Consider the following 25,499-nt stretch of genomic DNA (forward strand, 5'->3'; position numbering starts at 1 on the left):
ATTATTTTTATTGTAATTATCGATATATCGTTAGATTGACATCTTAGTTCTTTTTTAGTAAAAGTTAAACAAGTGTTTAAATCTTTCGTTTTAAGTGAGTGCTGGCTAACGCTCGTTAGTGAAAGAGATTAATTACATCGCAATAACAAATCAATAACAATTTTAAGTTTGGTATTTATAGCCTAAAGGCCGACCGAGTGACGGCATCTAAGCGAGTATCCATTTTTGCTCCTTAGTGACGTTTAAAATATAACAAGATAGGGGAAGGGTGTGGAACGAGAATCGATGGAATTTGATGTGGTGATTGTTGGCGCTGGTCCTGCTGGACTTTCCACCGCCTGCAAATTAATGCAACTGGCACAACAAAATGAACAGGAACTGTTGGTTTGTGTTGTTGAAAAAGGCTCTGAGGTTGGCGCTCATATTTTGTCTGGGGCTGTACTTGAACCCAAAGCACTCGATGAATTATTTCCCGATTGGCAAGACCGTGGCGCCCCTCTTAATACTCCCGTCACTGCCGATCAGATGGTGTATTTAACCAATGCACAAAAATCCATTACCTTGCCCAATTTTTGCGTGCCCAAAACCATGCATAACCAAGGAAATTATATTGTCTCGATGGGTAATGTTTGTCGCTGGTTAGCCGAACAAGCTGAAAGCATGGGGGTTGAAATATTTCCAGGCTTTGCTGCGCAAGAGGTGATCATCGAAGACAATAAAGTGGCTGGTATTATTACCGGTGATATGGGCTTAGACAAACATGGCCAAGCCAAAGATTCCTATATGCCAGGGATGGAATTAAGAGCTAAATATACGGTGTTTGCTGAAGGCTGTCGTGGCCATCTAGGCAAAGAACTCATCAGCCACTTTGACCTTGATAAAGGCAAGTCTGTGCAGCACTATGGCATAGGCTTTAAAGAAATCTGGGATATTGACCCCAGCCTGCATCAACCAGGTTTGGTTGTCCACACCGCTGGTTGGCCATTAACCCAAGGTACAACGGGAGGCGGTTATCTTTATCATGCCGAAAATAATCAGGTATTTGTGGGCTTAATTGTTGATTTAAATTACAGCAATCCGCATTTAAGTCCGTTTGATGAATTTCAAAGAATGAAACACCACCCAGCAATTGCTCAATACTTAACCGGTGGTAAGCGGGTATCGTATGGGGCCAGAGCGTTAACCAAAGGGGGCTATCATTCGCTACCTAAGATGACCATGCCTGGTGGGCTACTAATTGGTTGTGATGCCGGCACGGTTAATTTCGCCAAAATAAAAGGTAACCATACGGCAATGAAATCTGGCTTGTTAGCCGCTGAAACAGTATATGAAGCGCTTTCTAAAGGGGATCCCGGTGGGCAAGAACTTACTCAGTTTAGTGACCGGTTCGAAAATTCTTGGCTTTATCATGAACTTTATAATAGTCGTAACTTTGGCCCAGCGATTCACCAACTTGGTACTTTATTAGGAGGTGTATATAACACCCTTGATCAAAACCTGTTTAACGGCAATCTACCGTTTAATTTTAAGGATGAACATGCCGATCATCTGCAACTCAAAGAAGCTAAGGATGCCGATAAAATTGCCTATTCTAAACCAGATGGGATTTTAAGTTTTGATCGACTAAGTTCGGTATTTTTATCCAATACCAACCATGAAGAAGAGCAACCATGTCATTTAAAATTGAAGGATAAAAACATCCCGATCACGGTTAATTTAGCTAAATATGATGAGCCTGCTCAGCGCTACTGCCCGGCCGGGGTCTATGAAATCACTAGGTCAGAGGCTGGCGATGCAAGCTTAATCATCAACGCACAGAACTGTATTCACTGTAAAACCTGTGATATTAAAGACCCAAGCCAAAATATCACATGGGTAGCCCCTGAAGGTGCTGGTGGTCCTAACTACCCCAATATGTAGTTGCTAGCTTTATTTCAGGGGAGAGAAAAAGCCATAAAGAGAGTGTTGTCTTGGTTATTTCGAGGTTGCACAAAGGCGTCGCAGAGGACGGTAGAGTCCTCTGTTGTGCATATCTGTTGTGCGTAAATGACCAGCAATGTGGTGCAAAAAAGGTTTGGCAGATTGAAAGGCTGTTACAAAGTCGTGACACATTATGCATTTTCATTGCATTAAAATTTAGCTATAAAATTAGTAACCCAGTTTAAATAAGAATAAAAAACAGTGAATTCAACCGACTTAAACCGCATAAATATCCTTGCCAACAAGCTTATTGACGGCACCATCAATGCCGAAGAAGAACAAGAGTTTGTTTATTTATATAGCCTATATAATTCGTCAAACCAATCGAAAAACGATTAATCCTCTGGTGTTGAAAAGCTAAAACTACGGATTTAGATGGAAAATATTCCAGTTATCACCCTGCTTTTCAAAACAGACTCTATCGTGTAGTCGACTTGCGCGCCCTTGCCAAAATTCAATGTAATGTGGCACGACTCGATAGCCGCCCCAAAACTCAGGTAACGGAACTTGTTGACCTTTAAACTGTTCGGTGAAGCGGGTAACACGTTGTTTGAGCTCATCAGGGTGTGACAGTTTTTGGCTTTGTTTTGATGCCCAAGCGCCAATTTGAGAACCACGGTCACGAGAGTGAAAATATTGTTCAGATTCTTGACTTGATACCTTTTCGACTCGTCCTTCTATTCGCACTTGACGTTGTAAAACCCCCCAGTGAAATAATAACGCAACGTGTTGGTTTTCTTTTATTTCATGACTCTTTCTGCTGTTATAGTTGGTGTAAAATACAAAACCATTTTGGTCGAAAGACTTTAATAATACCATGCGTGATGATGGTTGGCCTTGCTCGTTACAGGTGCTAACCGACATCGCTTCAGGTAAGAGTACCCCTGACTTTTCAGCCTCGCTAAACCAGGTTTGAAATAAACCAAAAGGGGAGTCGGTCGGTTTTATCTCTGGTAATGGCAATGCTACGCCCTGTCCAAAAGTGAGTAAACAACGCAGTTTTTCAAGAAATGTCATAGTGAGTTTCAATCCGATATTTTTAATGCATTGTATCAGCAAATGTTTTTCAGAGAAATCTGAGACCTTAAAATCTCTTCACAATGCTGAGTTAAATCAATATTAGTACGAGCAGGGCAAGTAAAAAGTTTGCCAGAAGGTACTGGTTTTATGCCAAATACCATTTGGGAATACCTTGCGTTGCACGATGTTTATTACAAGTGTGCGCTCGCAGGGCATAGGTTAAACAAACCTATTTTATATTTAAGTCGCTCATTCTAGAAATAAAAATTAACAATTTAGCAAAATCGCTCTGGGCAAAACTAAGCGATTACTGATAAAGTAAAATTTACAATAATGCCGACTGTATTGACGTTTGGTATTGATAATAAAAGGGATTAACTCTCAAGCATCGTTAAGGTTATTTTATGAAACATTTCAAACCGGCCATGATCAGCGCCTTTACCGGTGTTGTTGTTGCCATTTCTGGTTGCACAATCACCTCACAAAATATGAATGAAGCAATCTCCTCTGCGCAGGTCATTACGAAATCAGATACCATGGTGAGAACCATCGAAGGCATTGAAGAACATCAACTAGGGAATGGTCTAAAAGTGTTGCTTTTTGAAGATGCATCTCAACCGAAAACCTTGGTAAACATTACCTATCGAGTGGGCTCGGTCCATGAGAACTATGGTGAAACGGGGATGGCGCACCTACTAGAGCATATGTTGTTTAAGGGCTCAGAAAATTACCCTGATATTAATACCGAATTTAAAAAGCGTGGGATGGCCACTAATGCGACGACCTGGCTTGATCGCACCAACTACTTTGAAGTGTTTGATGCCAATGAAGAAACCCTAGCATGGGCTCTAGGAATGGAAGCGGATAGGATGATTAACGCAACTTTCACTAAAGCGCAACTCGACAGTGAAATGACCGTGGTTCGTAATGAAATGGAACGAGGTGAAAATTCACCTACTCGCATGCTGTTAAGTCGAATGTTTTCTTTGTCTTATTTGTGGCACAACTATGGTAACTCGACGATAGGAGCTCGCTCTGATGTCGAAAACTTTCCATTTGAGCGCCTACGTCAATTTTATAAAAACCATTATCGTCCTGATAACGCGGTTTTGATGGTGGCAGGTCGCTTTGATAAAGAACAAACCCTTGAACTTATTCAACAAGAGTTTGGCAAAATCCGTCAACCAAGTGCGCCACTGCAACCATTATACACGCAAGAGCCAACCCAAGATGGTGAGCGTATCGTTAATTTGCGCCGAACAGGAGAATTGCCTTTTGTTGGGCTGGCTTATCATGTGCCTTCAGGATTGCATCCGGATGCTGCTGCCGTTAGCTTACTCGAAGAAATTTTAGGCGATTACACTCGTGGTCGTTTACAAAAACAATTGGTTGAACCTGGATTAGCCACAGGCGCCAGTAGTTTTACCTTTTTATTGAAAGACTCTTCGCAATTTATTTTTCTGGTCCAAGGTGAAAAAGGTGTTGATAGCACTCAGATGGAAGCCAAGCTATTGGAAATCGCTGAACAAATTAAAGCCAACCCGATCACCGCAGAAGAGCTAAATAGAGCAAAACTTAAACTCGCTAAGCAAGCAGAACAAGCGATGCGAGATGTGACTGGTATTGGCATGGAGTTGTCAGAATATATCGCTAAAGGCGATTACCGTTATGCATTTTACTTTCGTGATTTAATCGCCAAAACCACGCTTGAACAAGTACAACAAGCAGCTGAAAAATACCTAGTCAAAAGTAACCGCACTCTAGGTCGCTTTATCCCAACCACCGATCCCCAAAGAGCGGAGATCCCCAAAGCCCCAGATGTTCAAGAGTTGCTAAAAGACTATAAAGGTCAAGCCGTTGTAGCGCAAGGCGAAGTCTATGACAATACAGTTGCCAACATTAACAACCGTTTGGTGCAAACAACCTGGCCTGAAGGTACCAAGCTAAACGTTTATCCGAAAAAATTGCGGGGTGATGAAGTCGTGATCACGATGAATTTCCCTGCAGGTAATGCTCAGCAGTTAGCAGGGCACTCAAGTGCCATATCGATGGTTGGTAGCATGCTAAAATTGGGCAATGAAAAGTACTCTAAAGAAGCGATAGCAACCCAATTTGATCAGTTAAAGTCTTCAGTCAATATTTCTACATCGTTGGGGATGAGCAACGTTTCAATCACCACAGATAAAGAAAATTTGAACGATACCATTAACTTTTTAGGTGAGTTACTGGCCAATCCTACATTCCCTGAAACCGAGCTTGAAGTGTTAAAACGTTCAGCGATTGCTGATGTTGAAAGCCAACGCGCAGATCCTCGAGCCATCGCTTCGAATAGTTTTCGCAAAGCTTTGTATGACTACCCTAAAGGCCATCCAAAGGCTTATCGAAGTTTAGAGCAGCGCATAGACGATCTGAAAAGCATTACCTCTGAACAATTAAGTGCTTTGTATCAACAGCAGTTTTCAATAAAACAAGGTCATATTACCGTGGTCGGTGATGTTGATAGTCAGCAAATTTCAGACTTATTAAGGGCCAATTTAAAAGCTTATAACCAAGATACGGCTTATCAATACATGCCAATGGCATTAAAAGATAAATCGGGTCTGGTGATCAGTACCGAAACGCCGGATAAAGCCAATGCCCAGCTTTATGTTATCAATCCGATTATGATGGATGTCAAACACCCCGATTATTTAGCCTTAAGAATTGCTAATGACATTTTTGGTGGCGATGCATTTACCTCGCGTATCGGTGCTCGAATACGCGTAAAAGAGGGATACAGTTATTCTGTTGGTGCCGGTATGCAGGTCAGTGTTAAAGATAAACAAGGGTTGTTTTATGCCGTCGCCATAGCGGCACCAGAGAATATGGATGCGGTAATTTCGGCTTTTAAAGAAGAGGTTGATAAAGTAAAAAGCCAAGGTTTTAACCAAGAAGAGTTAGATACCGCAATTACTGGGTTTATCAGTCAGCGCACTCGCGCTTGGGCAAGTGATAAGCGTATTGCTTCTGTTATTAATAACGCCAGTTCGGATGCTCTACCACTGAGCTATTATCAACAGCAATTAAATGATGTGCAGCAGTTAACACTTGAGGATGTGAATCAAGCTTTCAACAAGTATATTGGTCAAATGGATTTCAATATATTTAAAGCAGGTGACTTTGCAAGCGTTGAGAAATAGCTATAACCCCCGCTATTTGAGATTAAAAATGCCGCATTAGCGGCATTTTTTTAGCATGAGCTGTTGCCATAGAGGCGCTTAAGGGCGTTGCAAGTGGTTAACAACTCGCTCAGCAACTCAACTAAGCAATCAAACTAAGCTGTTCAACTAAGTAATCAATCTACGTAATTCAGCTTAGCAATGTATCTAAGCAATTCAGCTCAGCAACTCAACTAAGTAATCAATCTAAGCAATCAATCTAAGCAATGTATCTAAGTTAGCAGGCGAGTAATAAGCGCTAGAGCACAAAAAAAACGGCTAAAATCGGGACAACTTTATGTTCTTATCGCATTTAACGATTTATTTATGTTCGCTATCTTGCTCACCTGTCAGGACCAAGCTGGTGGTTGTTTCTGTTACTGTTGTGTCACTGTTTGCCCGTTTCGTCGAATCGGCTTGTGAACGCTCTGACAGAGAGCTTTGAGACTGAGTCTTTTTATGACTTGCCGGTTTCTCAATAATTGGCGAAGGGGTAACGGTGCGATAGCCAGCTTGTTGAACCCAGCTGTAAAGCTCATCTGCGGGCACCGGGCGACTAATGTAATAACCTTGAACCTTTTCACAGTCATGCTTGATTAACCAATCAAGCGTTTCTTTATCTTCTACACCTTCGGCCACCACAGACAGGCCCAGTTGATGCGATAAGTTTAAAGTCGAGGTAACAATTAGTTTGTCAATCGGTTCAAAGGTTAGGTTTTGAATAAAACATTTATCAATTTTCAACTCTTGTACCGATAGGTTTTTTAGCTGAGCTAACGATGAGTAACCGGTACCGTAATCATCGAGCGATAAATAGATGCCATTTTGCTTTAATAATCTAATGTTATCGGCGGCTTTTGAACTGTGATCGATAAAAGCATCTTCTGTAATTTCAAAAGTTAATGCTTTATTTAGGGTTTTACGACCACACAATTTTGAGATCAGCAAATTACAAAAGTCATCATCGAGTAAGTTATCCGGAGAAATATTGATCGCAATTCTAAGTTCAATACCTTTTGCCTGCCATATAAAATACTGTTCAAGCGCTTGGTTAATAACCCACAAACTTAGGGCTTTCATTTGTCCTGTTTGTTCTGTTAACTGAATAAAACCATCAGGGGCTATTAAACCATGCACAGGGTGTTGCCATCGGACTAAGGCTTCGACTTCTTCAATACTTTGGGTTTTTAAGTTTAACTTGGGTTGATAATATAAAATAAACTCGTCGCTCTCTAGCGCGGGTTTGATCCTATTAACCAATTGCAATCGATCTAAGGTGTTTAAATCGATTTGTTTGTCATACATCTGGTATAGCGAGTTTTGACGTTTAGCCAATTGCATCGCCGAGTCGACTTCTTTTAATAGCTGACTGGGATCTGTTCCACCATTACTGTGGGTTAAACCAATGTTAACCTGTAAATGTAAAGCAATGTTTTGATAGATAAAAACAGGTTCCATTAAGTTACTGATTTTGCGAATACAGGCATGCACATCCACCTCTTCTTGATCTTCAAACTTGACTAAAAAGCCATTGCCAGAGGTTTGATAAATTGGAAATTTTAGGTGACTTAAGCGAAGTGCTGTTTCTTGGATTACTTCATCACCAACATTGTGGCCCAAAGTATCGTTAATGTCGGATAATCGACGCACATTAATTTGGCATAAGGTAAAGCTCTTGGTGGCTCTTTTGATATCGAGATAAAATTGGTTACGGTTGGGAAGCTTGGTTAAGCTGTCAAAGTAAGCTTGCTCTGACACTTCTTTTTCGCGCTCTTGAATAGCCTCTTGCATCTTAGAAAGCTGAGTGGCGAGCAGGTTTAGCTCCTTGGTTTTACCAACATTTACATTGCCATCGTATTCACCTTGGGTGATTGCTTTACTAAATTCAACTAAGCGTTTAAGCGGTGTGGTTATACTCAAGGCAATAAAATATGAACCAATAAGCGCGATCACCAACATTAATGACAACATATTAAAAAAATTAAAACCATTAGAATGCTGTGCTGGTAAGGCTTCAGAGCTTAGTCTATATAACGAGGCAACCAATGTTTTGTCGCCAATTTTGCTCAAAGGGTAATTGGAAAAGACATATTTAGGCGCTGGTTGGGCATTGGATTGTGGGGCCATTTGAGGTGCATTTTGTATCGGAGAAAAGTCAACCTGAAACGATTCACCTAAGTTATTTCTATTCGCTTCGCTAGTGGCTAACCAAGTCCATTGTTGTCCATTGATTAAACTCAGCGCTATGTTAAAACCGGTTAAACTGGCAAGTTGTTTTGCTAAATATTGGTTAATTTTATGACCAAAACCAACGTGACCGATAATATTTGTTTCACTCCATATTGGCGATATGACCATATGATAAATATTACCGTTGTGGGCGAAGTAATTAATTTGAGTTTCTTGTTTTAGCCAATCTTTTTGACTAAACGGCTGACCTATTTGACGACCAGTAGTAACACGCTTAATTTCAGCTTCTAATTGGCGCATGACCAATTGCCCTAAAATGACGCCATTAGCATCAATAGCGACAGCAAAATCGGCATCAATTCGTTTGCGATGTTCATTTAATGCTACCGGTAAATGACGGTTGTCTTGTTTGAGAGCTTGCCTTAAAAGCTGATCTTTTGCTGCGGTTTCTGAGAATGCACTTAGGTAATAATCACGATCTTTTAGCTCATTTTGTAATAGTAGTTTTGCTCGAGATATATCCAAATCGAGCGCTTTTTGCTGCCCTTGTTCATTGGATATTTGGGTAGTGTAAAAAGAGAACCCCTGAACAATGAGCAGAAGCAAAACAAAAAAGAAAACGATTTTAATTTTTAAGCTGTATAGTTTCTTTTTCAAGGGAACACCTTCTTTATTGATTATTTTCCATACGTTCAAAAGCTCGAATGGTTTGTCGAGCATTACTCACAGGGTTTGTTGTTAGCGAACAAACTCTGCCGAGTTAGGGCAATTTTTTGTAGACAGAAATAACAGTTTTACCTTGGCTACATGGAAGAGAAATCGGGTAGCAAGAAATAGTACCTTTGTTAACTGAAAAGGCCACCAAGAAAAGGCAACAGCAACCCTCACTAGTCGAAAAGATGACGGTGTATTACAGAGTTCAAGTGTGAACAAACGGCGTTGATATAAACACTTGGTTGTGAGTAAGTCGCTTCGATTTAACATTAAGGTATTGTTATTATTGTCTATTCGGTTATTTATTAACCTGTTTTATTAACAATGGCAAAAAAATCCAGTTAGAGCAAATATTTTTAAAAAGTTAAAATATGTAACCAGAGACTCGTTAGTAAATTGATAATTTATTGTTAAAACGAAGTCTGACCTCATACCAGCTCAAGTGGTCGGAGTAGTTGTTAAGTTATTGATATTGTTTGTTTAAACTATGTTTTAACGGATGGTTTACAAAAATAAATTTGCTTTATTTTTCGACTTCTATACTCTGCCCACTTGAATTATATTTTTAAACAAGATTTTACAAAACAAGAGCAGTTATGACTTTTCAAAAATCTCTTCTTACCTTAGCTTTAGGTTTAGCTTGCGCCAATGTTAATGCCGCAGGTTTTCAATTACATGAGACCAGTGTTTCTGGTTTAGGTCGCGCATTTGCCGGTGACGCCGTTATTGCAGATGATGCATCTGTATTTGCGCGTAACCCAGCAGCAATGGCATTGTTTGATAAAAAATCATTATCTGTTGGTGCAACGTATGTTGACCCAGGCGTTGATGTAAAAGGTACAGGAGCACCAGATTTAGTTTTAATGAATCCAAATTTTGATGTGTCTTCTTTGGATCAAAACGGTGTTGTACCTGCGGCTCTTATTCCATCAGCATACTTTATCAACCCAGTAGATGAAAAATTTGCTTGGGGTGTTGGTTTAAACGTGAACTATGGTTTAGCGTCTAAGTACGACAGCGACTACGCGGCAGGCTCTATTGCCGGCGAAACAGACTTATTTTCATTAAACATTAACTTAGGTGGTTCATACCGCATTAATGAACAATTAAGTGTTGGTGCTGGCATTAACTTAGTATACGCCGATGCAATGTTAAACCGTAACACCGGTGCTATTTTAGTAAATGGTTTACCAAGTGTCTTACCAGCGATGCCTGCTGATACTACCTTAATGCACATTGAAGGTGATGATACGGGTTTTGGTTGGAACGTGGGCGTTGTTTACGAGCTAAACGAAAATCACCGTTTTGGTTTAACTTACCGCTCTGCTGTTGAAATCACTTTTGAAGGTGAATTAACGGATCTTGTAGGTAACAAATCTAACGGTAGCCTTGCGATGGACATGCCAGCGTTTGCCGAGTTTTCTGGTTTTCATCAGCTAACCAATGATTGGGCTGTCCACTACAGTGTTATGCACACAGATTGGGATAGCTTTGAAGAATTATCAGCGTTTGTTGACGGTAGCGACGTACCTGCCTTTTACAAAGTTGAAAACTTTGAAAGCACGTTACGTACCGCTTTGGGTGTTACTTATAACTTTGATGAAAAGTTAACATTACGCGCTGGTATCGCATTTGACGAGTCGGCAGCACAACAAGGTAACCGTTCAGTTTCTATTCCAGATAGTGATCGCTTATGGTATAGCGCGGGTGCAACATATGTATTAGATGCAAGCAGTACTATTGATTTTGGTTTGGCTTATGTAAATGGCGAAAAAGTAGAAGTTGTTGAGCATGACGCTATTTTAGAAACAGCTATTCGTGCAAACCCTGCGGTTGCTCCACTTTTAGGTAATACTAACTGGTCATTTGAATCGGAAGGTAACGCAATTTTGGTTGGTTTCCAATATAACCGCCAATTCTAATTGGGCTCGATTTAACCAGAGAGTAACCTGCTCTTTGGTACCATCATCAAAAGCATCCGTTTCATAACGGATGCTTTTTTTTTGGCTTTATTAGCGTTAATTGTTGAACGGCCAATGACCGTCTTGTGCCTATTGCCATTTTGAGTTGTTCACATAATTAGAAAAATAGCACCAAAGAAGCACGCACACTATCGAAAACAGTGCACCGTCACAGAAAGAATACGCTCATCCATGAGCCTTCCTGCATTAGTGCATCCGTGCACGTCACAGAAAGAATACGCTTATCCATGAGCCTTCCTGCATTAGTGCATCCGTGCACGTCATCCCACCATGTTTTTGGGTGGGATCTTTACCAGTTTCGAAGTGACTCGAATGTCGCTTTTGTATCAATTAGAGTTGTTCACATTTTCAGAAAAAGAGCACCGTCATTGCGGCGAAGGCCGCAACCCCGTTGATTCATCAGTGCCTCTATAAACCGCATAATTAAATAAGATCAAAGTACAAATCTCGCCAATCGGGATTCACTTCCCCTATCAACCGCTCTTTCCATGGTCTATGCCATTGCTTTAATCTTTTTTCTCTCACAATAGCGTTTTCCATATCACTATAAATCTCAAAATAAACTAATTTAGTTAGGTTGTATTTGGCACTAAAGCCTTTAATTATTTTTTGTTTATGTTGATAAACTCGCTGAATTAAATTGCTAGTCACACCAATATACAAAACAGTATTTCGTGTGTTAGAAAGAATATAGATAGCGGGTTGGTTCATAATTGAAGTCCTTTTCAAAAAGAGAGCTTCAATTATAGAGGATATTTACTTTGTAGAAATAAATGTTACGAATTAAGAGGCACACTTTTACTAAACTAGGTTGCGGCCTGCGCCGCAATGACGGATATATTTTTCTAATATCATGAAGGGCTCTAAATCGCTCAAAGCGGATGTCGGTGCCCGCCATATCTATTGTTTAATTTACAGGTAAATGTTTGAAAGTCAAACTAGTTACTTTAAACAACAATTAACGCTAATAGAGCCTTTTTTTTGGGGTAAGAAGTTCACTTTTGGGTTTATCAGATACCATGACGAGTATGGCATTACCATCACCCAGATTACATCGAGTGATGGTAATAGATTTAACGATGTCAACAGCGCAAGTTTTCGTGCTAAGCAAAAGCTTAATGGTTGTTTGAAAACAAATTTTTAAACTGCTCAATTAGTTCGCTGTTGCTTTTGTTCTTGCGTGAGACCATAAAGATTGGGCGCTTAATTTGCAATGGGCTGTTTATTTCAAAAAGCTCTTTTGCTTTTAAGTGTTCGGTGATCAACTCGGTTGGTAAGTAAGCAAAACCACCTTTGGACAAGATCACTTCAAGTGCAATCATGGCCGTGGATGTTCTAAATTTGGGAATGACCTTATGATATAAAGCATGCTCTTTTTGAAAGGTGATCCCCCAATCTATCAAAATGTAATCTTCCACATCTTTATCAAAGTCTGCTCTTGAGCCCACTAACGACAGATTAAAGTGACCGATCAGCTCATTAGAAAACTCATCACTTTTGATGGGATCGGTTAAAAGTCCAACATCCAAACTTCGATCGTCTAGTTTTCTTTGAATCGCTTCTCGAACCGAAAGCTCACTGCCAAGAGCTAGGTTATCAAATAACTCAATTGCATCGTAAATACGAGAACTAAAAAACGCATCCCAAACATTGGGTGTTGTGGCGATATTAAACGAGGCTTTTTGTTGACTTGAAATAGAGATAGATATCTTTGACTGCTCCATTTGGCTCACCATCAAGTGGGCATGGCCTAATAAAGCTTCCCCTGCTGGCGTTAAGCGTAAGTTGTTTTTTTCCCTAATTATAAGCTGGGTGTTATAAAACTCTTCAAGTTGTTTTATTCTCGCGCTCACGGCCGCTTGGGTAATGTATAGTGTTTCGGCCGCCCGGCCAAAGTGCTTGTATTCCGCTACCGCAATAAATGTTTTAAAAACGCGTATGTCCATGTTATCCACTCAAATTTTTCATTGTGGTTAATGTATAAAAAAGTTATCGATACGACAAATATTATTTAGTTTTCAACGTCAGATCTTTTTCCTACATTCTTGTCTATTAATAATAACGATTGTCATAAATTTGATATGCCGATTTTTGTAGGTGCAAATTTACGCCTAGAAATATTGTTCAGTCAATTTGATTAGGTATTTGATTGATAGCATTTAAACTGTGGTATGGGAGAGAGACATGAATACTTCTATCAGAAAAGGCCAATATATTTTTTACGGTGATCCAATATTTACTCGAGGGTTGTCGCGTAGCGGATATTTTTCAAAGCGTGAATCTGACGAGCTCGCGTTGTACGGGTATACTCTAGAGCAACTTAGTCATGGTAAATTATTACCTGATAATGAAGAAGAGCAAAACTTTGTTGATGCGATTAGCTCTGAGCAAGATTCTGAATTATATGCGGTGAAACTATGGCGAAAATATTTGGGAGCCATTGCCAAAAGCCGATGCTTTCATGGTTTTGCTAAAAGTAATGCGAGAAATCAATTTCAACCAAGTAACGATTTAATCACTGAGGATTTTTAACTTAAATTGATCCAGTAGATAGATATTTTTTACCCTAACGACAAAGATTTTTTAGGCGTAAAAGACAATGCTTTTCTGTAAGCTCTCGGCCAAAATAAGAATACTAAAAATCGGTATCTACTACTTGGATTAAATCTATGAAAATTTGTTTTATTATGTACCCGTGGAATCGCGTTGAACCTGAATCAGATTCAACCTTGCGTCTTATCCACGAGTGCGTTAAACGTGGCCATACGGTTGCGCTTTCAACGGTAAATAATCTTACTATCCGAGATAGCGTTGCAAGCGCTTTTTGTGATGTGTTTACCAAAAACACCAAGGTATCTGACAACATTATTAGCTTTTATAAAACCGCTCATTTTAAACGTGCTCAATTGCCATTGGCCGGTTTTGATGCGGTGATCATGCGAGCTAACCCGCCATTAGATACCTTGGCGCTTAACTTTTTAGACTCTGTTCGTGGTGATACCTTCATCATGAACGATTTGGATGGGTTAAGGATCGCCAACAATAAAATTTATACTGCTTCTTTTCAAGATACCGAAAGTGAGTTTATTCCTGCCACTCATGTGTCTAAAAATCGAGATTATTTAGAGCGCATATTTGAAGAATCAGAAAGTAATCGGATGATCTTAAAACCCCTTGATGGATACGGTGGTCGAGGGGTGATTGTCCTAGAAAAAAGTGCTCGTCAAAGTTTTCGCTCATTACTTGATTTTTATATTGGTGGTGATGAACACGGTAAAGGCAGTAACTACGTTATTTTACAAGATTACGTGCAAGGTGCAGAGCAAGGCGATGTGCGCATATTAATGCTCAACGGTGAGCCAATAGGCGCGATGAAACGCGTACCCGCGTCAAATGATGTGCGCTCAAATGTACACGCCGGTGGTAAAGTTGTTAAGCATAAACTTACGGCACAAGAAAAGAAGCTATGTAAGTACATTGGCCCGAAACTTGTTCGCGACGGTTTGTACTTTACCGGTATTGATGTGATTGGCGGTAAACTTATTGAAGTTAATGTATTAAGCCCAGGTGGTATTGTACGAATTAATAAGCTCAACCGAGTTAAATTACAGGTTCAAGTGATTGATTTTGTTGAAAGCGTTGTTCATGCCAAAGAATTAGTAATGAACCGAAAATCAGAGTTCAGACAGGTAATTGAAGATGCTAACGCTGTCTGAGAAAGAGTGTATCGCACTGATAAAAAAACGTCAGTGCTTTCATGCCGAAGTTAACGGCGGTTCGTTTATCGTTAAAATTGACGATTACACCCCGTTAATTTGTGCCGCTATCCATAATGGTCATCATTTGCGCTCTGACTTAGCGAAATCATTTTTATTGTCAGAAAAAGAACGATTTTATGAAGAAGACCCTTATACCGATGAAATTATATCTTCTTTTCCAATTCAATTAATAGGCAACGACTCTCGCTTTGAATATGATTTAAACCGAGCGAAAACCCTGTCGACCTATTTTAAAACGGCTTGGGATAAACAAGTTTGGCAAAAGACTCTCACCACCAAACAACGTGCCATCAGTCATGCTAAACATCAGGCTTTTTACAATGTGCTTGAGACCATTGTGGCGGTTATTGAAAAGCAATTTAGCCATGCCATTGTATTTGATATTCATTCGTATAATTACAAACGCATCGAAAAGGATACCCCAACATTTAATATTGGCTCAGGCCAAATAGATGTTGAGCGTTGGAGCCATGTTGTTAGCCACTTTGAACGCCAATTAAATAAAATAAGCCTTCCAAATATTGACGTTAGAGCCGCAACTGATGAAGTGTTTTATGGTCGAGGTTACCTAATTTCACATATTAATGCCCACTTTGATAACACCTTGGTGCTGCCGACAGAAATAAAGAAAGTCTTTATGGATGAAGTAAGTGGGGATGTTTATCCTTTGGTCTTAGAGGATTTAAAAACCGGGGTTAAAAATGCAATCAGTGAAACGGCCGCATACTTTATGCGTCGTTACACCAAGAAAAAGAAAACCCAAAGAGCCGACATATTATCTTCTAGTATCAGCCCTGAAGTTATTGAGATTGATAAACGTTTATACAAGCTGTGCAAAAGTGTCGAAACCCTAAACTTTATAAACCCGATCAACTTAATTGCTCAAAAGAATCGTTTCTTAAAGAAAAACAGCTATGTAGCGCCCAGCTTTAACTATAAACAGTTGGATCTTAACCCGTATAAATTTCGCGAACAATTATACAAATTACCCGTTGAAGATATTTTTGACGCAAGCATTCAGCAACTGTACCGCCATGTTATTGATAATTTGGCGAACAAAATTGACTTATTAACCAGCATCGGAACCGACGATTTTGTTTATAATTCGCTTAAGTATTATGGCGAACCAAATCAAAAAGATGTTGCCAATGCGCGCTTTATTTTACATTTACATGATGACAATGTTGAGCAACAACAAGATTATCTAAACGCCGATCAGGCGATAGATTATTTTAAACAGCAAGCTCATGATTGGGGTTTAAAGTGTAAAATTGAAAAATCGGCCAAAATTGTGGCCAAAGCTATGGTCAACAACGAGAAAGCTTTGCTGTTGATTAACAAAGATGCCAAGTTCACGGCTAAAGAAGTGCATGCTTTTGCCTATCACGAACTGGGTATTCACATGCTCACAACCATCAACGCCAAGCAACATCCGCTTAAAGTCTTCAGTTTGGGGTTAACCGGCAATACCCACACGCAAGAGGGGATCGCGCTATACAGTGAGTATTGTTCTGGTAGTTTAACCATTGCCAGATTAAAAAATATTGCGCTACGTGTTATTGCGGTTCAGTACATGTTGGAGCATGGCGATTTTGTGAAAACCTTTCACACCTTGATGAATGAGTTTGAACTCGACAAAGAGTTTACTTTTAACTTAACGACGCGAGTTTATCGTGGTGGGGGCTTTACCAAAGATTATTTATACCTTACCGGCTTTCGCGATATTCTAAATGTTGCCAGAGAGCAATCGATAGATAATTTACTGGTGGGTAAAACAGGGTTATTAGACTTTGATATTGTCTCGGAAATGATTGAGCGTGGGATGATAACCAAGCCTCAACCTTTGTTTGACACTCACTATCGAAGCTCTGGTGATCCGGTGCTTGATTTTATCGTCAATTCAATTAAGTAACGCAACGAATTAGCGGACTAAAATCATTAGCCCAAGTTAACGCTTACTATGTGTGAACGCCTGAATATACTCTATTAAAAGTACATTCAGGCGTTTTTTGTTTAAAGAGCTCGTTTATATGTCTTGTTGTTTATGTAATTCAAAACGAATTTCATAAAAGTTATTTTCGTTGGGGTAAATTTCTCGGATTAATGCCTTTAGCTCGGTTAAAGACATATTCTCACTGTGGGCATGAGTTTGGTTGATTTGGTCAAATGCAACGGGCAATACATGGATGATCTTTAACTGTGCAAAGACTTGCTGTTCAGGGTTGCTAATGGCCTCGACAAGCTCGTTAGGCTGATAATCGATTTCATCCTTATCTCGTAAAGTAATGGTTTTTCGACCATGGCAAATGTCGTCAATAAAACGACTATAAAAACTGAGTTGTTTCATTTGTCTCACTAAAAAGGCTGTGGGTATTTAGCCAAAGTTTGGTTTATTTCAGATAACACATCTGCGCTTAATGTTAGTTCAAAGCTGGTAATATTTTCTTTTAATTGGGCCAGCGTGGTGGCTCCGATTATGGTCGCAGTGACCCCGTCGACCTGATCACACCAGGCCAAGGCTAATTGAGCAGGGGTGAGCTTGTGCCGTTGAGCAATATCACAAAAACTGGCTATGGCACGTTCGCTGTCAGCGGTTGAGCGAAAGTTACCATGGCGCTGGGTAAGGGTGAGGCGACTGCCTTTGGGTTTTGCCCCATTGAGGTATTTACCACTTAGCAAACCCCCAGCAAGTGGTGACCAAGGTAAGTAGGCGATATTTTCAAGGACACAGTGCTCAATAAGGTAGGGCCAATCTTTGCTATGCAATAAGCTAAATTCATTTTGAATCGACACCATCATCGGTAGGTTATGATCTTTTGCCAAGTTTAGGTATTGGCTGATCCCCCATGGGGTGTCGTCAGATAAGCCACAGTGACGAATTTTTCCGGCTTTGACGCAGTGCTCAAGACCAACCAAGATATCGTGAAACTGGGCAATTTCTTGAGCGCGATTTATGCTTGTCGGCAAAATCGCATTAGGTTGGTGACGGCCAAAATGAGGTGTGGTTCTATTTGGCCAGTGCAACTGATATAAATCGATATAGTCGGTTTGTAACCGTTTTAAAGAGCCATCGACGGCTTCTATAACAGACTTTCCACTGATAGGACTGCCATTTCTGATCCATGACAACCCCGAACCCGCGACTTTCGTAGCCAGTATTAATTGACTGCGCAGGCTTGGATTTCGAGCGAGCCAATGACCAATAATCTCTTCGGTTTTACCATAAGTTTGTGGCGAAGGGGGAATGGCATACATTTCTGCTGTATCGATAAAGTTAACGCCTTGCGCCATCGCATATTCTATTTGCGCATCGGCTTCTTGTTGATTATTTTGCAAGCCCCAAGTCATACTGCCCAAACATACGCGTGATACTTGTAAACCACTATTACCTAAAGGCGAAAATTTCATAATTTAAAGACCTACTTTATCTGAAAAAACAACGGTATTAATAATACCCACTATACGGGCTAAAACCAGCCATGCCAATGTACTACTCTTGATTGGGGGATTTATCGACCGGCAACTCAGGTTCAGACTCATTTTCCCAGTCGTACACTTTGCGCTTTGGTTTAGGATCCCAGTGACGAAACAAAATGGCACAAAAAGCCCCACTTAGAGCACCAAATAAATGTGACTCAAAAGAGATCCACTCTTCTCTTGGAAAGATGGTTAGCAACATACTGCCATACATGTAAAAGGCAATCATCATAATGGCGCTAGAGCGCTTATCACGTCTAAAAATACCACTTAGAAACAAAAAAAAGAAAATACCATGGGCAAGACCGCTCGCACCAATGTGAAAATTCTCTCGCCCCAGTAACCAAACACCCAAACCAGATAACAGCCATATAATAGCAATTGTCCACCAGCGTGATTTGGGGTAGCCGTAAATGAGAAAGCTGCCCATAAGCAATAAGGGAACACTATTGCCAATAACATGCTGCCATGAGCCGTGCACCAAAGGGGCGGTTAAGATACCGATTAAACCATACAAAGAAAGGGGAAATACGCCTAAAAAATGCAGGTCTAGCTGCAAAATAGTTTCAAATAATTTAACCCACCATAGGATCAAGACAAAAACGGTGGTGATTAAAATACTCGTTAAGATGGATGTTTTTTGTGCACTCATTCTTTAGATATAGGGCTAAATGATTGGTTTTCAATAAAATAGCCAAAACTAATGGTAAAGGTTTGCATCAACCGAGCGACGGCCGTTGTGAAAAAGCGTGTAAAAATAGCTCGCAAGCTAGCTTCGTCATACATTTTTATCATCGGCACTAAAGGTTTGCTTAATCTCGTGCCGATAAAATTTAGCTTGGGCTTATTTTAATAAAAAACGACGAATGGTGTTAAATACAAAGTCGCGGTGTTTTAAAATAAATTGGTTTTTGGGCAACCATGCACTTGAATGCAAAACCGTTTTGGCTTTTGAAAAGGTTAAAAAGCCTTCGTAACCGTGATAATGGCCAATACCAGAGTGCCCAATGCCACCAAAGGGGGCGTCATCGGCGGCAACGTGCATAAGCGTGTCATTAATACAGACACCACCACTGTGGGTTTGGGTTAAAATGCGATCAATTAACGTGCGATCCTTTGACATAACATACAGTGCCAATGGACGCTCTCGTTGATTAATATATTCGATTACTTCTTCAATCTTTTGGTAGGTCATAATCGGTAAGATTGAGCCGAAAATTTCTTGTTTTAAAACATCCATATCTTGGCTAACTTGGGTTACCAAATGCGGATAAACTCGGCGCCCATGCTCTGTTTTATTGGCCTCAATTGGATGGGTTTTACCGCCTTTTTCGCTAACATCGTTTAGTAGCCTGAGCAGTCGTTGATGCTGTTTATCGGAGATAATATGGCTTTGTGTATTGCTGTTTTTGCTGTCTACATAATACGTCTTATACCTTGCGATAAAGGTGTTTATAAGTTCTTGCTGGCGTGTTTGTGGGACAAAAACATAATCAGGAGCAACGCAAATTTGCCCCGAGTTAATTGATTTGCCAACAATAAGGGCATCGACAACAATGTCCATATTAATGTGTTGATCAATTATTGTTGGTGATTTTCCACCTAACTCCAATGTCAGTGGCGTTAGGTTATCTGCGGCCGCCTTCGCCACCACTTTTCCAACGGCTGTTGAGCCGGTAAAGAGTAGGTGATCAAATGGTAGGCTTGAGAAAGCAGCGCCAACATCGGCTTCCCCTTCAATTAACAAGACATCCTCGCTTATACACTCAACCACTTTGATAAGTGCTTTGTTGGTGTTTGGAGTAAATTCGCTGAGCTTGATCATCACTTTATTGCCAGCGGCTAACGCTTGAACCGTTGGTCCTAATGCGAGATAAATAGGAAAGTTCCAAGGCGTTATCACCCCAACGACGCCCAAAGGTTGGTAATGAACCGTGACTGTAGAGGGAGCCAGTAATAAACCAGAGTGTCGCTTAGACGGCTTCATCCATTTTTTTACATTTTTTAACGCATAGTTAATGCCAGCGACCGTCGGCATGATGTCGGCTAATAAGGTATCAAATTCACTGCGATAGCCATAATCTTGCTTCATGGCCTCATAAAGAGTTTGCTCATGTCTTAAAAGTGACGCTTTTAACGATTTTAATTGTGCTTTACGCTGATCTAGCGATGGTGATGGATTTCGACTATACGCCTGCTTTAACCCCCTAAACGCTTCTTTTAAATCGACTTGCACTGACGTTGTTACGTCACTCATATTATTCCCCTTAACATCTTTTATGATGTAACTCATGCAAATTATTGTTATAGACAACTACTGTACCTTAAATTTCAATCTGTTACATAGCACAAATACGGGTTAAACGAGTGCAATCGTCGCTTAAAGTAAGCTAACTTTTGCTTTATGTAACAATGATTGCCACTGGCATTCGCTTGTTATAAATTACCTTAAACTACGCCTTGCTTTAAGATCAGAACCTAAAAGTCTACAAACAATAATAAAAACAATAAAAACAATAATAAGAATAAAAAATTTATGAGATTGAAGCCATCAGTGTGTTTGCTGAGTTTATGCGTTAGCCTGCCGAGCTATGCAACTCAAATAGTTAAAAAATCCAATAGCGGTATTTGCCACACGGTTGAAAGTCCTTATTATCAGCAAACTAAAAATTTCATCGCTTTTCCAAAGCTTTCTGACTGTTTAGATTCTGGTGGCAGATTAGCTAAAAATACTCAATCTTTTAACAACATACAGCCAGCCTTAAAGACCACACATGAAGCCTCTTCTTGGCAGAGCAATAAAGCCCTAAATTATTCTCGCGATCAATTTGGCAAAGGTTGGGAGGATTCAGATTCGGATTGTCAAAATACTCGAATGGAGTTGTTGATTGGCTATTCTTTATCAAGTGTGCACTATAAAACAGCTAAAAGTTGTCAGGTCACCTATGGTAAATGGGTTTCACCTTTTACCGATAAAACCATATACCACGCATCGGACATAGACATCGACCATATTGTGCCTTTGCATTGGGCATGGGAGCACGGTGCCCGTGAATGGCCTTTAAATAAACGAATAGAATTTGCTAATGATCCTGCAAACCTCTTGAGTGTGGAAGCGTCATTAAACCGACAGAAAGGGGCGAAAGACATCTCTGAGTGGCTACCACCAAAAAATCAGTGTCAGTATATCGACAGCTTTAACAAGGTCGTAAAAGCCTATAAATTAGGGTCATCGCAAACCGAACAAAAGCTTAGCCATGTAAAGCGCCAATATTGTAGTTAGCACATGCTGATAAAAGAATATCGTCACTGATAATAATGAAATACCTAAGCTCTAAATCCTTACCTTCGTTGCCAGCATTACAAAATATTCAATAATATTTTTTTACGTAAGTAGAATGACTTAGAGTCATTATTGACCGTAGATTCGATAATAATTATTGGAACCCCAAGTTTTTTGCCTATATCAATATATACTTAACCCTAAGATCGGCTTTGACTTTCGTTTTTTGGATTTTAGGCATGGCAAAATTTTATACACGTATTTTTTTAATGTTTTGGGATGTCATTTTATTGGCTTTTACTGTCGCTACAATCGCCTTCCCTATATTTATCTATTCTGTGGAACCGTTCCCCCCTGACACATTAATCACCATGTGCCTAATTTGGCTTGTTGGAGGGATCATTCTAGGAGCTCTCAGTCTTGGTATATTAATGTACACAAAACTATGCGAATTAGTTGAGCTAAAAAAACAAGAAGTTCATGGTACTATTCAAGAGAGCGCTGAAAAACCAATCAGTAAAAAGGCATTGAAACCTTCAATGGAACACAAATTCCAGGCATAAAAAAAGACGCTGAAAAGCGTCTTTAATTATGTAAGTGGTCGGGGGTAACCTGGGTTGTTGCTGTAAAGTTTTGATTATAAATGATTTAACTTGTTGTGCCTTATGTTGGTACAACATTTGGTACAACATTTGGTACTACATTTGTTCTTTGCTAGCTCTTTCATTAATAAAACCTATTGATTAAATCTAAGCTGCTTAGCCTGTATACAAAACTTTCCAAGCACCTCAAATTTTCGGCTAAAAAGTTTGATAACCAACTAGCTACAATTTTGTCTAATAGTTTTTAAAAAGTTTCTATCTAATACAAGATCTTGAACACTCTGCCTAGTAACTTTTGCTAACAATCGTTCTATAGGAAGTAGTGAAAAAATTTTATTATCTGTTTTTGATTTTATTCGCTTAGAAAACTGAACATCATTTGAAATATGTAATGAATAGGTAATATCTAAAGATTGATCAGTGCTAATAGTGTCATGAGCTGCTTGGTGGATATTTGCACTTATCATACACTCTTGGCTCGGCCCCCCAATCGATATTTCAGTTAACGCCATTTCAACTTCTTGTCGAATAATAGAGCTAATTGGTTGTTTAAATACAAGACCCCAAGAAGTACTGCCATCATCTTCACAAAGTCCACAACCTAGAGCTGACAGCTCATAAGAAGTTAAATTTCTATGTTGGTTATATTTGAAATCATCAACAACTATAAAAGGAATGCTTTGCGCTATTCTTATGGGATCAGAATCTACTTTATGAGAATATTTATAATCTACCATATACGTGGAGCTACAGCCTGAAAGAAGAATGAGGATGAAAGGTAAAAGTTTATTCATGAAAAAATCCTTTTTATTTTTGTTAAGTTGAATTTTTAAGTGCTACTTTCTTGATATAGGAGTCTGTCAGATTACATTGGATGATGTCAAATAGATATGTCTGCTTCATTGCCTCAGATTACTAGCTTGTTACTTGGAAGGGGCTTTTTAATCATCAAGATTCGACGTTAATTTTGTTATACAAACCATACAGCCCACTATAACCATTGCGCTGAAGCATTCTAAATAACCTCTTCGACGTCCATTCGTTGTTTCTTGTATTTTGTAACCTTTATTATTTAAATACGCGCATACGAGCTGATAGGTGGGCGGGTGATTAATGTATTCTCTGATAATTATAAGGGTAGCTTTAATCACGGTGTTATTTATATCTAATTGCTTTTTTCTACCCACAAATCCTCCCCTTTTTTATAGGTGCTATAAATACCCTTTTTACGCGTGAATTGTTTAATAGTTTAAGCGAGGTGTATTATCAATGGGGCAACCGTTAAGCAGCTTACAATGAAGATAATTTGTTTCGAATATTTCACTGATATTATCGTCATTTTGCGCCCAAGCTTTTAATATATTATCTATACAGTCGTGACACATCTCTAGCTCGTCCTTTGCACGATGATCAATTCCACTTAGAGCATCGATTTTTGTACATGCATTGTAAGCGTCCCTTATAATATTAGCTATTCTGCTCTCATAGTCATGTGGCATAAGTTTATAATTTTTCCGCTGAAGTAGGTTTATTCTATTTGATTTATGTTAACAGGAATTATCCCAATCAATTAACCATTCTTCGGTTGTCTGGTCTTGAGGTCTTTTTTTATTACTACTTATATCCTTAGGGTGGGTTACATTTCCTTAACCCTAGACAGGGGCATTGTTGAAAGGTAGTTACACAAAATGATTTTAAGGCTCTAGCAGTTTTATAGAGGCTTTTAGTTTTTTTACTGTAAATTGACTTAATCATTGGTAGACGGGAAACTAGGCCCGCTCTAACTTGAAAAATAAATATCATTTATATCATTAACCAGTGCCTATTTATAACTTGGTCTAATGTGTTAATATTAAGAAATTAATATTTATATAAATTTACAAAAAAAGTCTTCATAACTTAGCCTCAGCAAGGTTTTTTAACCATTTTTCTTTGGTGATTAGCCAATCTTCTTTTTCAGCTATCCACTTATTCCTTGCGTCTAAAAGGTCATATTCTTTTTTCAATTCATCTTTCAATTTTTTTGTTGTTTCTCGAGTTTCTCTTAGGTGCTCAACTTCTTTATCAAATGACTTTTTCTTGATTTCCAAAGTATCTTGAAAGTCTATCAATTCTCGCTCAAATTCAACTAATCTATTTTTGTATTCTTCTAATTCAGATTCTTTTTTCTTTAATTCTATTTTATTGTTTTTTAACAACTGATCCAAAGACTCTAATAGGGATGATGATTCATTGAGACGATGTTCTCTTTCTACTAGTCGTGATTCTTTGGTAGCAAGTCTCTTCTGTTTTTCATCGAAATTAATCAATATAGTTTTAGTATCATTGACTTTTCGTTTCATTGCTTCCAGTTGAGCATTTAGCTTTTCATTTCGAGACCTTGCATTTTGTTCAGAATCTTTAGTTATAGAAAGTTGATTAGCTATATCCTCTATCTTGTGCCAAAAATAAATACTTAGAACCAATAAAAAACATATTATTAGAATTTCCATATTACAGCTCCATATCAAAAATAGTGTAGTTTTATAATTTATCAGTAAAAACAATTTTCTAGTTTGATCTGATTTAATTAAAAAGGTGTAGTGGTCAAGTTAAACTGTCCCACTAAAATTTCTAGATGTCATCGGCACCCTCGGATTTCTTCGGACATAAAAAAACCCGCTAAAGTCTATGTTTAAGGCTTTGCGGGTTGTTTTTGTATCCTTTCGGATCGATGTTTGGTGGAGCGGGGGACATCTGTGTTTGGTTTTTATGTGTTTGAATCTAAAGGCTAAAGCTGTCTTTTACCTTGTTTTTGGAATACTTTTGGGAATGCTTGTGCATATTGTAAATGCGTAATTTATCTTCTGCTGCCTCACAACCAACTTTTAATAGTGCATCTATAGCTTCGGTTATAGGGCAGTTCGCCTTTTGAGCAATGTACCTAACACGTTTATACAATTCATTATCCATCTCAATACTAACAGGTCGATATTTACCTTTTAAAGTATTGCGCCTTTTGTATTGGTTCCATGAAGCTCGAGCTTTTTTGAGAAACTCTTTACGTTCTATTCCGGGGTACGCTGATTCGATATCGTAAATAATTTGCTCCCTGAGAGCTGAATTATGTGAAGTGACATGCCCGCTTAATGGAATTTTATTTCTAAGGTAATTATACAGCCATTGAAGCTGTTTCGAGTTTTTTTCTATCCAGTCAAATTCATTTGTTTTCAATTGAGCAATCCCATTCTTTTTTTTATTTTTTAACATAAGATAGTTACTCATACAAGTAGTCA

20 protein-coding genes are annotated in these 25,499 nt (G+C 39.1%); 9 read left to right on the forward strand and 11 right to left on the reverse strand.

Going from position 1 to position 25,499, the window contains the following annotated elements; translation table 11 throughout:
• Positions 1 to 285: 285 nt before the first annotated feature.
• Positions 286 to 1,920 (forward strand): electron transfer flavoprotein-ubiquinone oxidoreductase, encoded by a 1,635-nt coding sequence (locus ACAY00_RS04180; protein ID WP_371379555.1) that lies wholly within the window; start codon positions 286 to 288, stop codon positions 1,918 to 1,920.
• A 261-nt stretch (positions 1,921 to 2,181) separates the two neighbouring features.
• On the forward strand, positions 2,182 to 2,319 hold the full coding sequence (locus ACAY00_RS04185; protein ID WP_371377628.1) for a hypothetical protein: 138 nt from the start codon (positions 2,182 to 2,184) through the stop codon (positions 2,317 to 2,319).
• A 24-nt stretch (positions 2,320 to 2,343) separates the two neighbouring features.
• Here the strand turns inward: ACAY00_RS04185 and pdxH are convergent, their stop codons facing one another.
• Positions 2,344 to 2,997 carry a pyridoxamine 5'-phosphate oxidase gene (pdxH, locus tag ACAY00_RS04190; RefSeq protein WP_371377631.1) on the reverse strand — a complete coding sequence of 218 codons (654 nt, stop codon included), beginning with the start codon at positions 2,995 to 2,997 and terminating at the stop codon, positions 2,344 to 2,346.
• Positions 2,998 to 3,404: 407 nt separating this feature from the next.
• Here pdxH and ACAY00_RS04195 point away from each other — a divergent pair, with 407 nt between their 5' ends.
• Positions 3,405 to 6,179 carry a M16 family metallopeptidase gene (locus ACAY00_RS04195; protein WP_371377634.1) on the forward strand — a complete coding sequence of 925 codons (2,775 nt, stop codon included), beginning with the start codon at positions 3,405 to 3,407 and terminating at the stop codon, positions 6,177 to 6,179.
• Positions 6,180 to 6,518: 339 nt separating this feature from the next.
• Here ACAY00_RS04195 and ACAY00_RS04200 read toward each other — a convergent pair whose 3' ends face one another.
• The gene (locus ACAY00_RS04200; RefSeq protein WP_371377637.1) at positions 6,519 to 9,044 is read right to left on the reverse strand and encodes an EAL domain-containing protein; all 2,526 of its coding nucleotides are present in this window, start codon (positions 9,042 to 9,044) and stop codon (positions 6,519 to 6,521) included.
• Between the two features lie 653 nt (positions 9,045 to 9,697).
• On the opposite strand from ACAY00_RS04200, the gene ACAY00_RS04205 reads away from it, so the two are divergent.
• Complete coding sequence (locus ACAY00_RS04205) at positions 9,698 to 11,023, forward strand: outer membrane protein transport protein (protein WP_371377640.1); 1,326 nt, start codon at positions 9,698 to 9,700, stop codon at positions 11,021 to 11,023.
• A gap of 483 nt (positions 11,024 to 11,506) precedes the next feature.
• Here ACAY00_RS04205 and ACAY00_RS04210 read toward each other — a convergent pair whose 3' ends face one another.
• A complete protein-coding gene (locus ACAY00_RS04210) occupies positions 11,507 to 11,794 on the reverse strand; it encodes a GIY-YIG nuclease family protein (protein ID WP_371377643.1) in 288 nt (95 codons plus the stop codon).
• Positions 11,795 to 12,198: 404 nt separating this feature from the next.
• Positions 12,199 to 13,029 (reverse strand): LysR family transcriptional regulator, encoded by an 831-nt coding sequence (locus ACAY00_RS04215; RefSeq protein ID WP_371377645.1) that lies wholly within the window; start codon positions 13,027 to 13,029, stop codon positions 12,199 to 12,201.
• Between the two features lie 238 nt (positions 13,030 to 13,267).
• On the opposite strand from ACAY00_RS04215, the gene maoP reads away from it, so the two are divergent.
• From maoP to ACAY00_RS04230, 3 genes are all read left to right on the forward strand, one after another.
• A complete protein-coding gene (gene maoP / locus ACAY00_RS04220; RefSeq protein ID WP_371377648.1) occupies positions 13,268 to 13,615 on the forward strand; it encodes a DUF413 domain-containing protein in 348 nt (115 codons plus the stop codon).
• A gap of 137 nt (positions 13,616 to 13,752) precedes the next feature.
• Positions 13,753 to 14,799: a glutathione synthase gene (gene gshB, locus ACAY00_RS04225; RefSeq protein WP_371377651.1), complete on the forward strand. Its 1,047-nt coding sequence runs from the start codon at positions 13,753 to 13,755 to the stop codon at positions 14,797 to 14,799.
• Positions 14,783 to 16,774: a flavohemoglobin expression-modulating QEGLA motif protein gene (locus ACAY00_RS04230; RefSeq protein ID WP_371377654.1), complete on the forward strand. Its 1,992-nt coding sequence runs from the start codon at positions 14,783 to 14,785 to the stop codon at positions 16,772 to 16,774. The genes gshB and ACAY00_RS04230 overlap by 17 nt, the downstream gene beginning before the upstream one ends.
• Positions 16,775 to 16,888: 114 nt before the next feature.
• On the opposite strand, the gene yqfB is transcribed toward ACAY00_RS04230, so the two are convergent.
• The 4 genes from yqfB to ACAY00_RS04250 all read right to left on the reverse strand — a co-directional run bounded on the left by yqfB (position 16,889) and on the right by ACAY00_RS04250 (position 20,596).
• Positions 16,889 to 17,209: a N(4)-acetylcytidine aminohydrolase gene (gene yqfB / locus ACAY00_RS04235; RefSeq protein WP_371377658.1), complete on the reverse strand. Its 321-nt coding sequence runs from the start codon at positions 17,207 to 17,209 to the stop codon at positions 16,889 to 16,891.
• A gap of 8 nt (positions 17,210 to 17,217) precedes the next feature.
• Positions 17,218 to 18,270, reverse strand: coding sequence for an aldo/keto reductase (locus tag ACAY00_RS04240; RefSeq protein ID WP_371377661.1), 1,053 nt, complete (start codon positions 18,268 to 18,270; stop codon positions 17,218 to 17,220).
• Positions 18,271 to 18,352: 82 nt separating this feature from the next.
• A complete protein-coding gene (locus ACAY00_RS04245; protein ID WP_371377663.1) occupies positions 18,353 to 18,991 on the reverse strand; it encodes a rhomboid family intramembrane serine protease in 639 nt (212 codons plus the stop codon).
• Between the two features lie 192 nt (positions 18,992 to 19,183).
• Complete coding sequence (locus ACAY00_RS04250; protein WP_371377666.1) at positions 19,184 to 20,596, reverse strand: coniferyl aldehyde dehydrogenase; 1,413 nt, start codon at positions 20,594 to 20,596, stop codon at positions 19,184 to 19,186.
• A 279-nt stretch (positions 20,597 to 20,875) separates the two neighbouring features.
• On the opposite strand from ACAY00_RS04250, the gene ACAY00_RS04255 reads away from it, so the two are divergent.
• A complete protein-coding gene (locus tag ACAY00_RS04255; protein WP_371377669.1) occupies positions 20,876 to 21,622 on the forward strand; it encodes an HNH endonuclease family protein in 747 nt (248 codons plus the stop codon).
• Between the two features lie 239 nt (positions 21,623 to 21,861).
• Entirely contained in the window at positions 21,862 to 22,185 is a 324-nt protein-coding gene (locus tag ACAY00_RS04260) for a hypothetical protein (RefSeq protein WP_371377672.1), read from the forward strand.
• A 257-nt stretch (positions 22,186 to 22,442) separates the two neighbouring features.
• Here the strand turns inward: ACAY00_RS04260 and ACAY00_RS04265 are convergent, their stop codons facing one another.
• The 3 genes from ACAY00_RS04265 to ACAY00_RS04275 all read right to left on the reverse strand — a co-directional run bounded on the left by ACAY00_RS04265 (position 22,443) and on the right by ACAY00_RS04275 (position 25,473).
• Entirely contained in the window at positions 22,443 to 23,018 is a 576-nt protein-coding gene (locus tag ACAY00_RS04265; RefSeq protein ID WP_371377675.1) for a hypothetical protein, read from the reverse strand.
• Positions 23,019 to 24,116: 1,098 nt separating this feature from the next.
• Positions 24,117 to 24,716 (reverse strand): coiled-coil domain-containing protein, encoded by a 600-nt coding sequence (locus ACAY00_RS04270; RefSeq protein WP_371377679.1) that lies wholly within the window; start codon positions 24,714 to 24,716, stop codon positions 24,117 to 24,119.
• 271 nt (positions 24,717 to 24,987) lie between these two features.
• Positions 24,988 to 25,473, reverse strand: a complete 486-nt coding sequence (locus ACAY00_RS04275; protein WP_371377681.1) for a hypothetical protein — start codon at positions 25,471 to 25,473, stop codon at positions 24,988 to 24,990.
• Positions 25,474 to 25,499: the final 26 nt, after the last annotated feature.

Origin of the sequence: Thalassotalea sp. 273M-4 (assembly GCF_041410465.1) — a bacterium.
Lineage (GTDB): Bacteria > Pseudomonadota > Gammaproteobacteria > Enterobacterales > Alteromonadaceae > Thalassotalea_A > Thalassotalea_A aquiviva.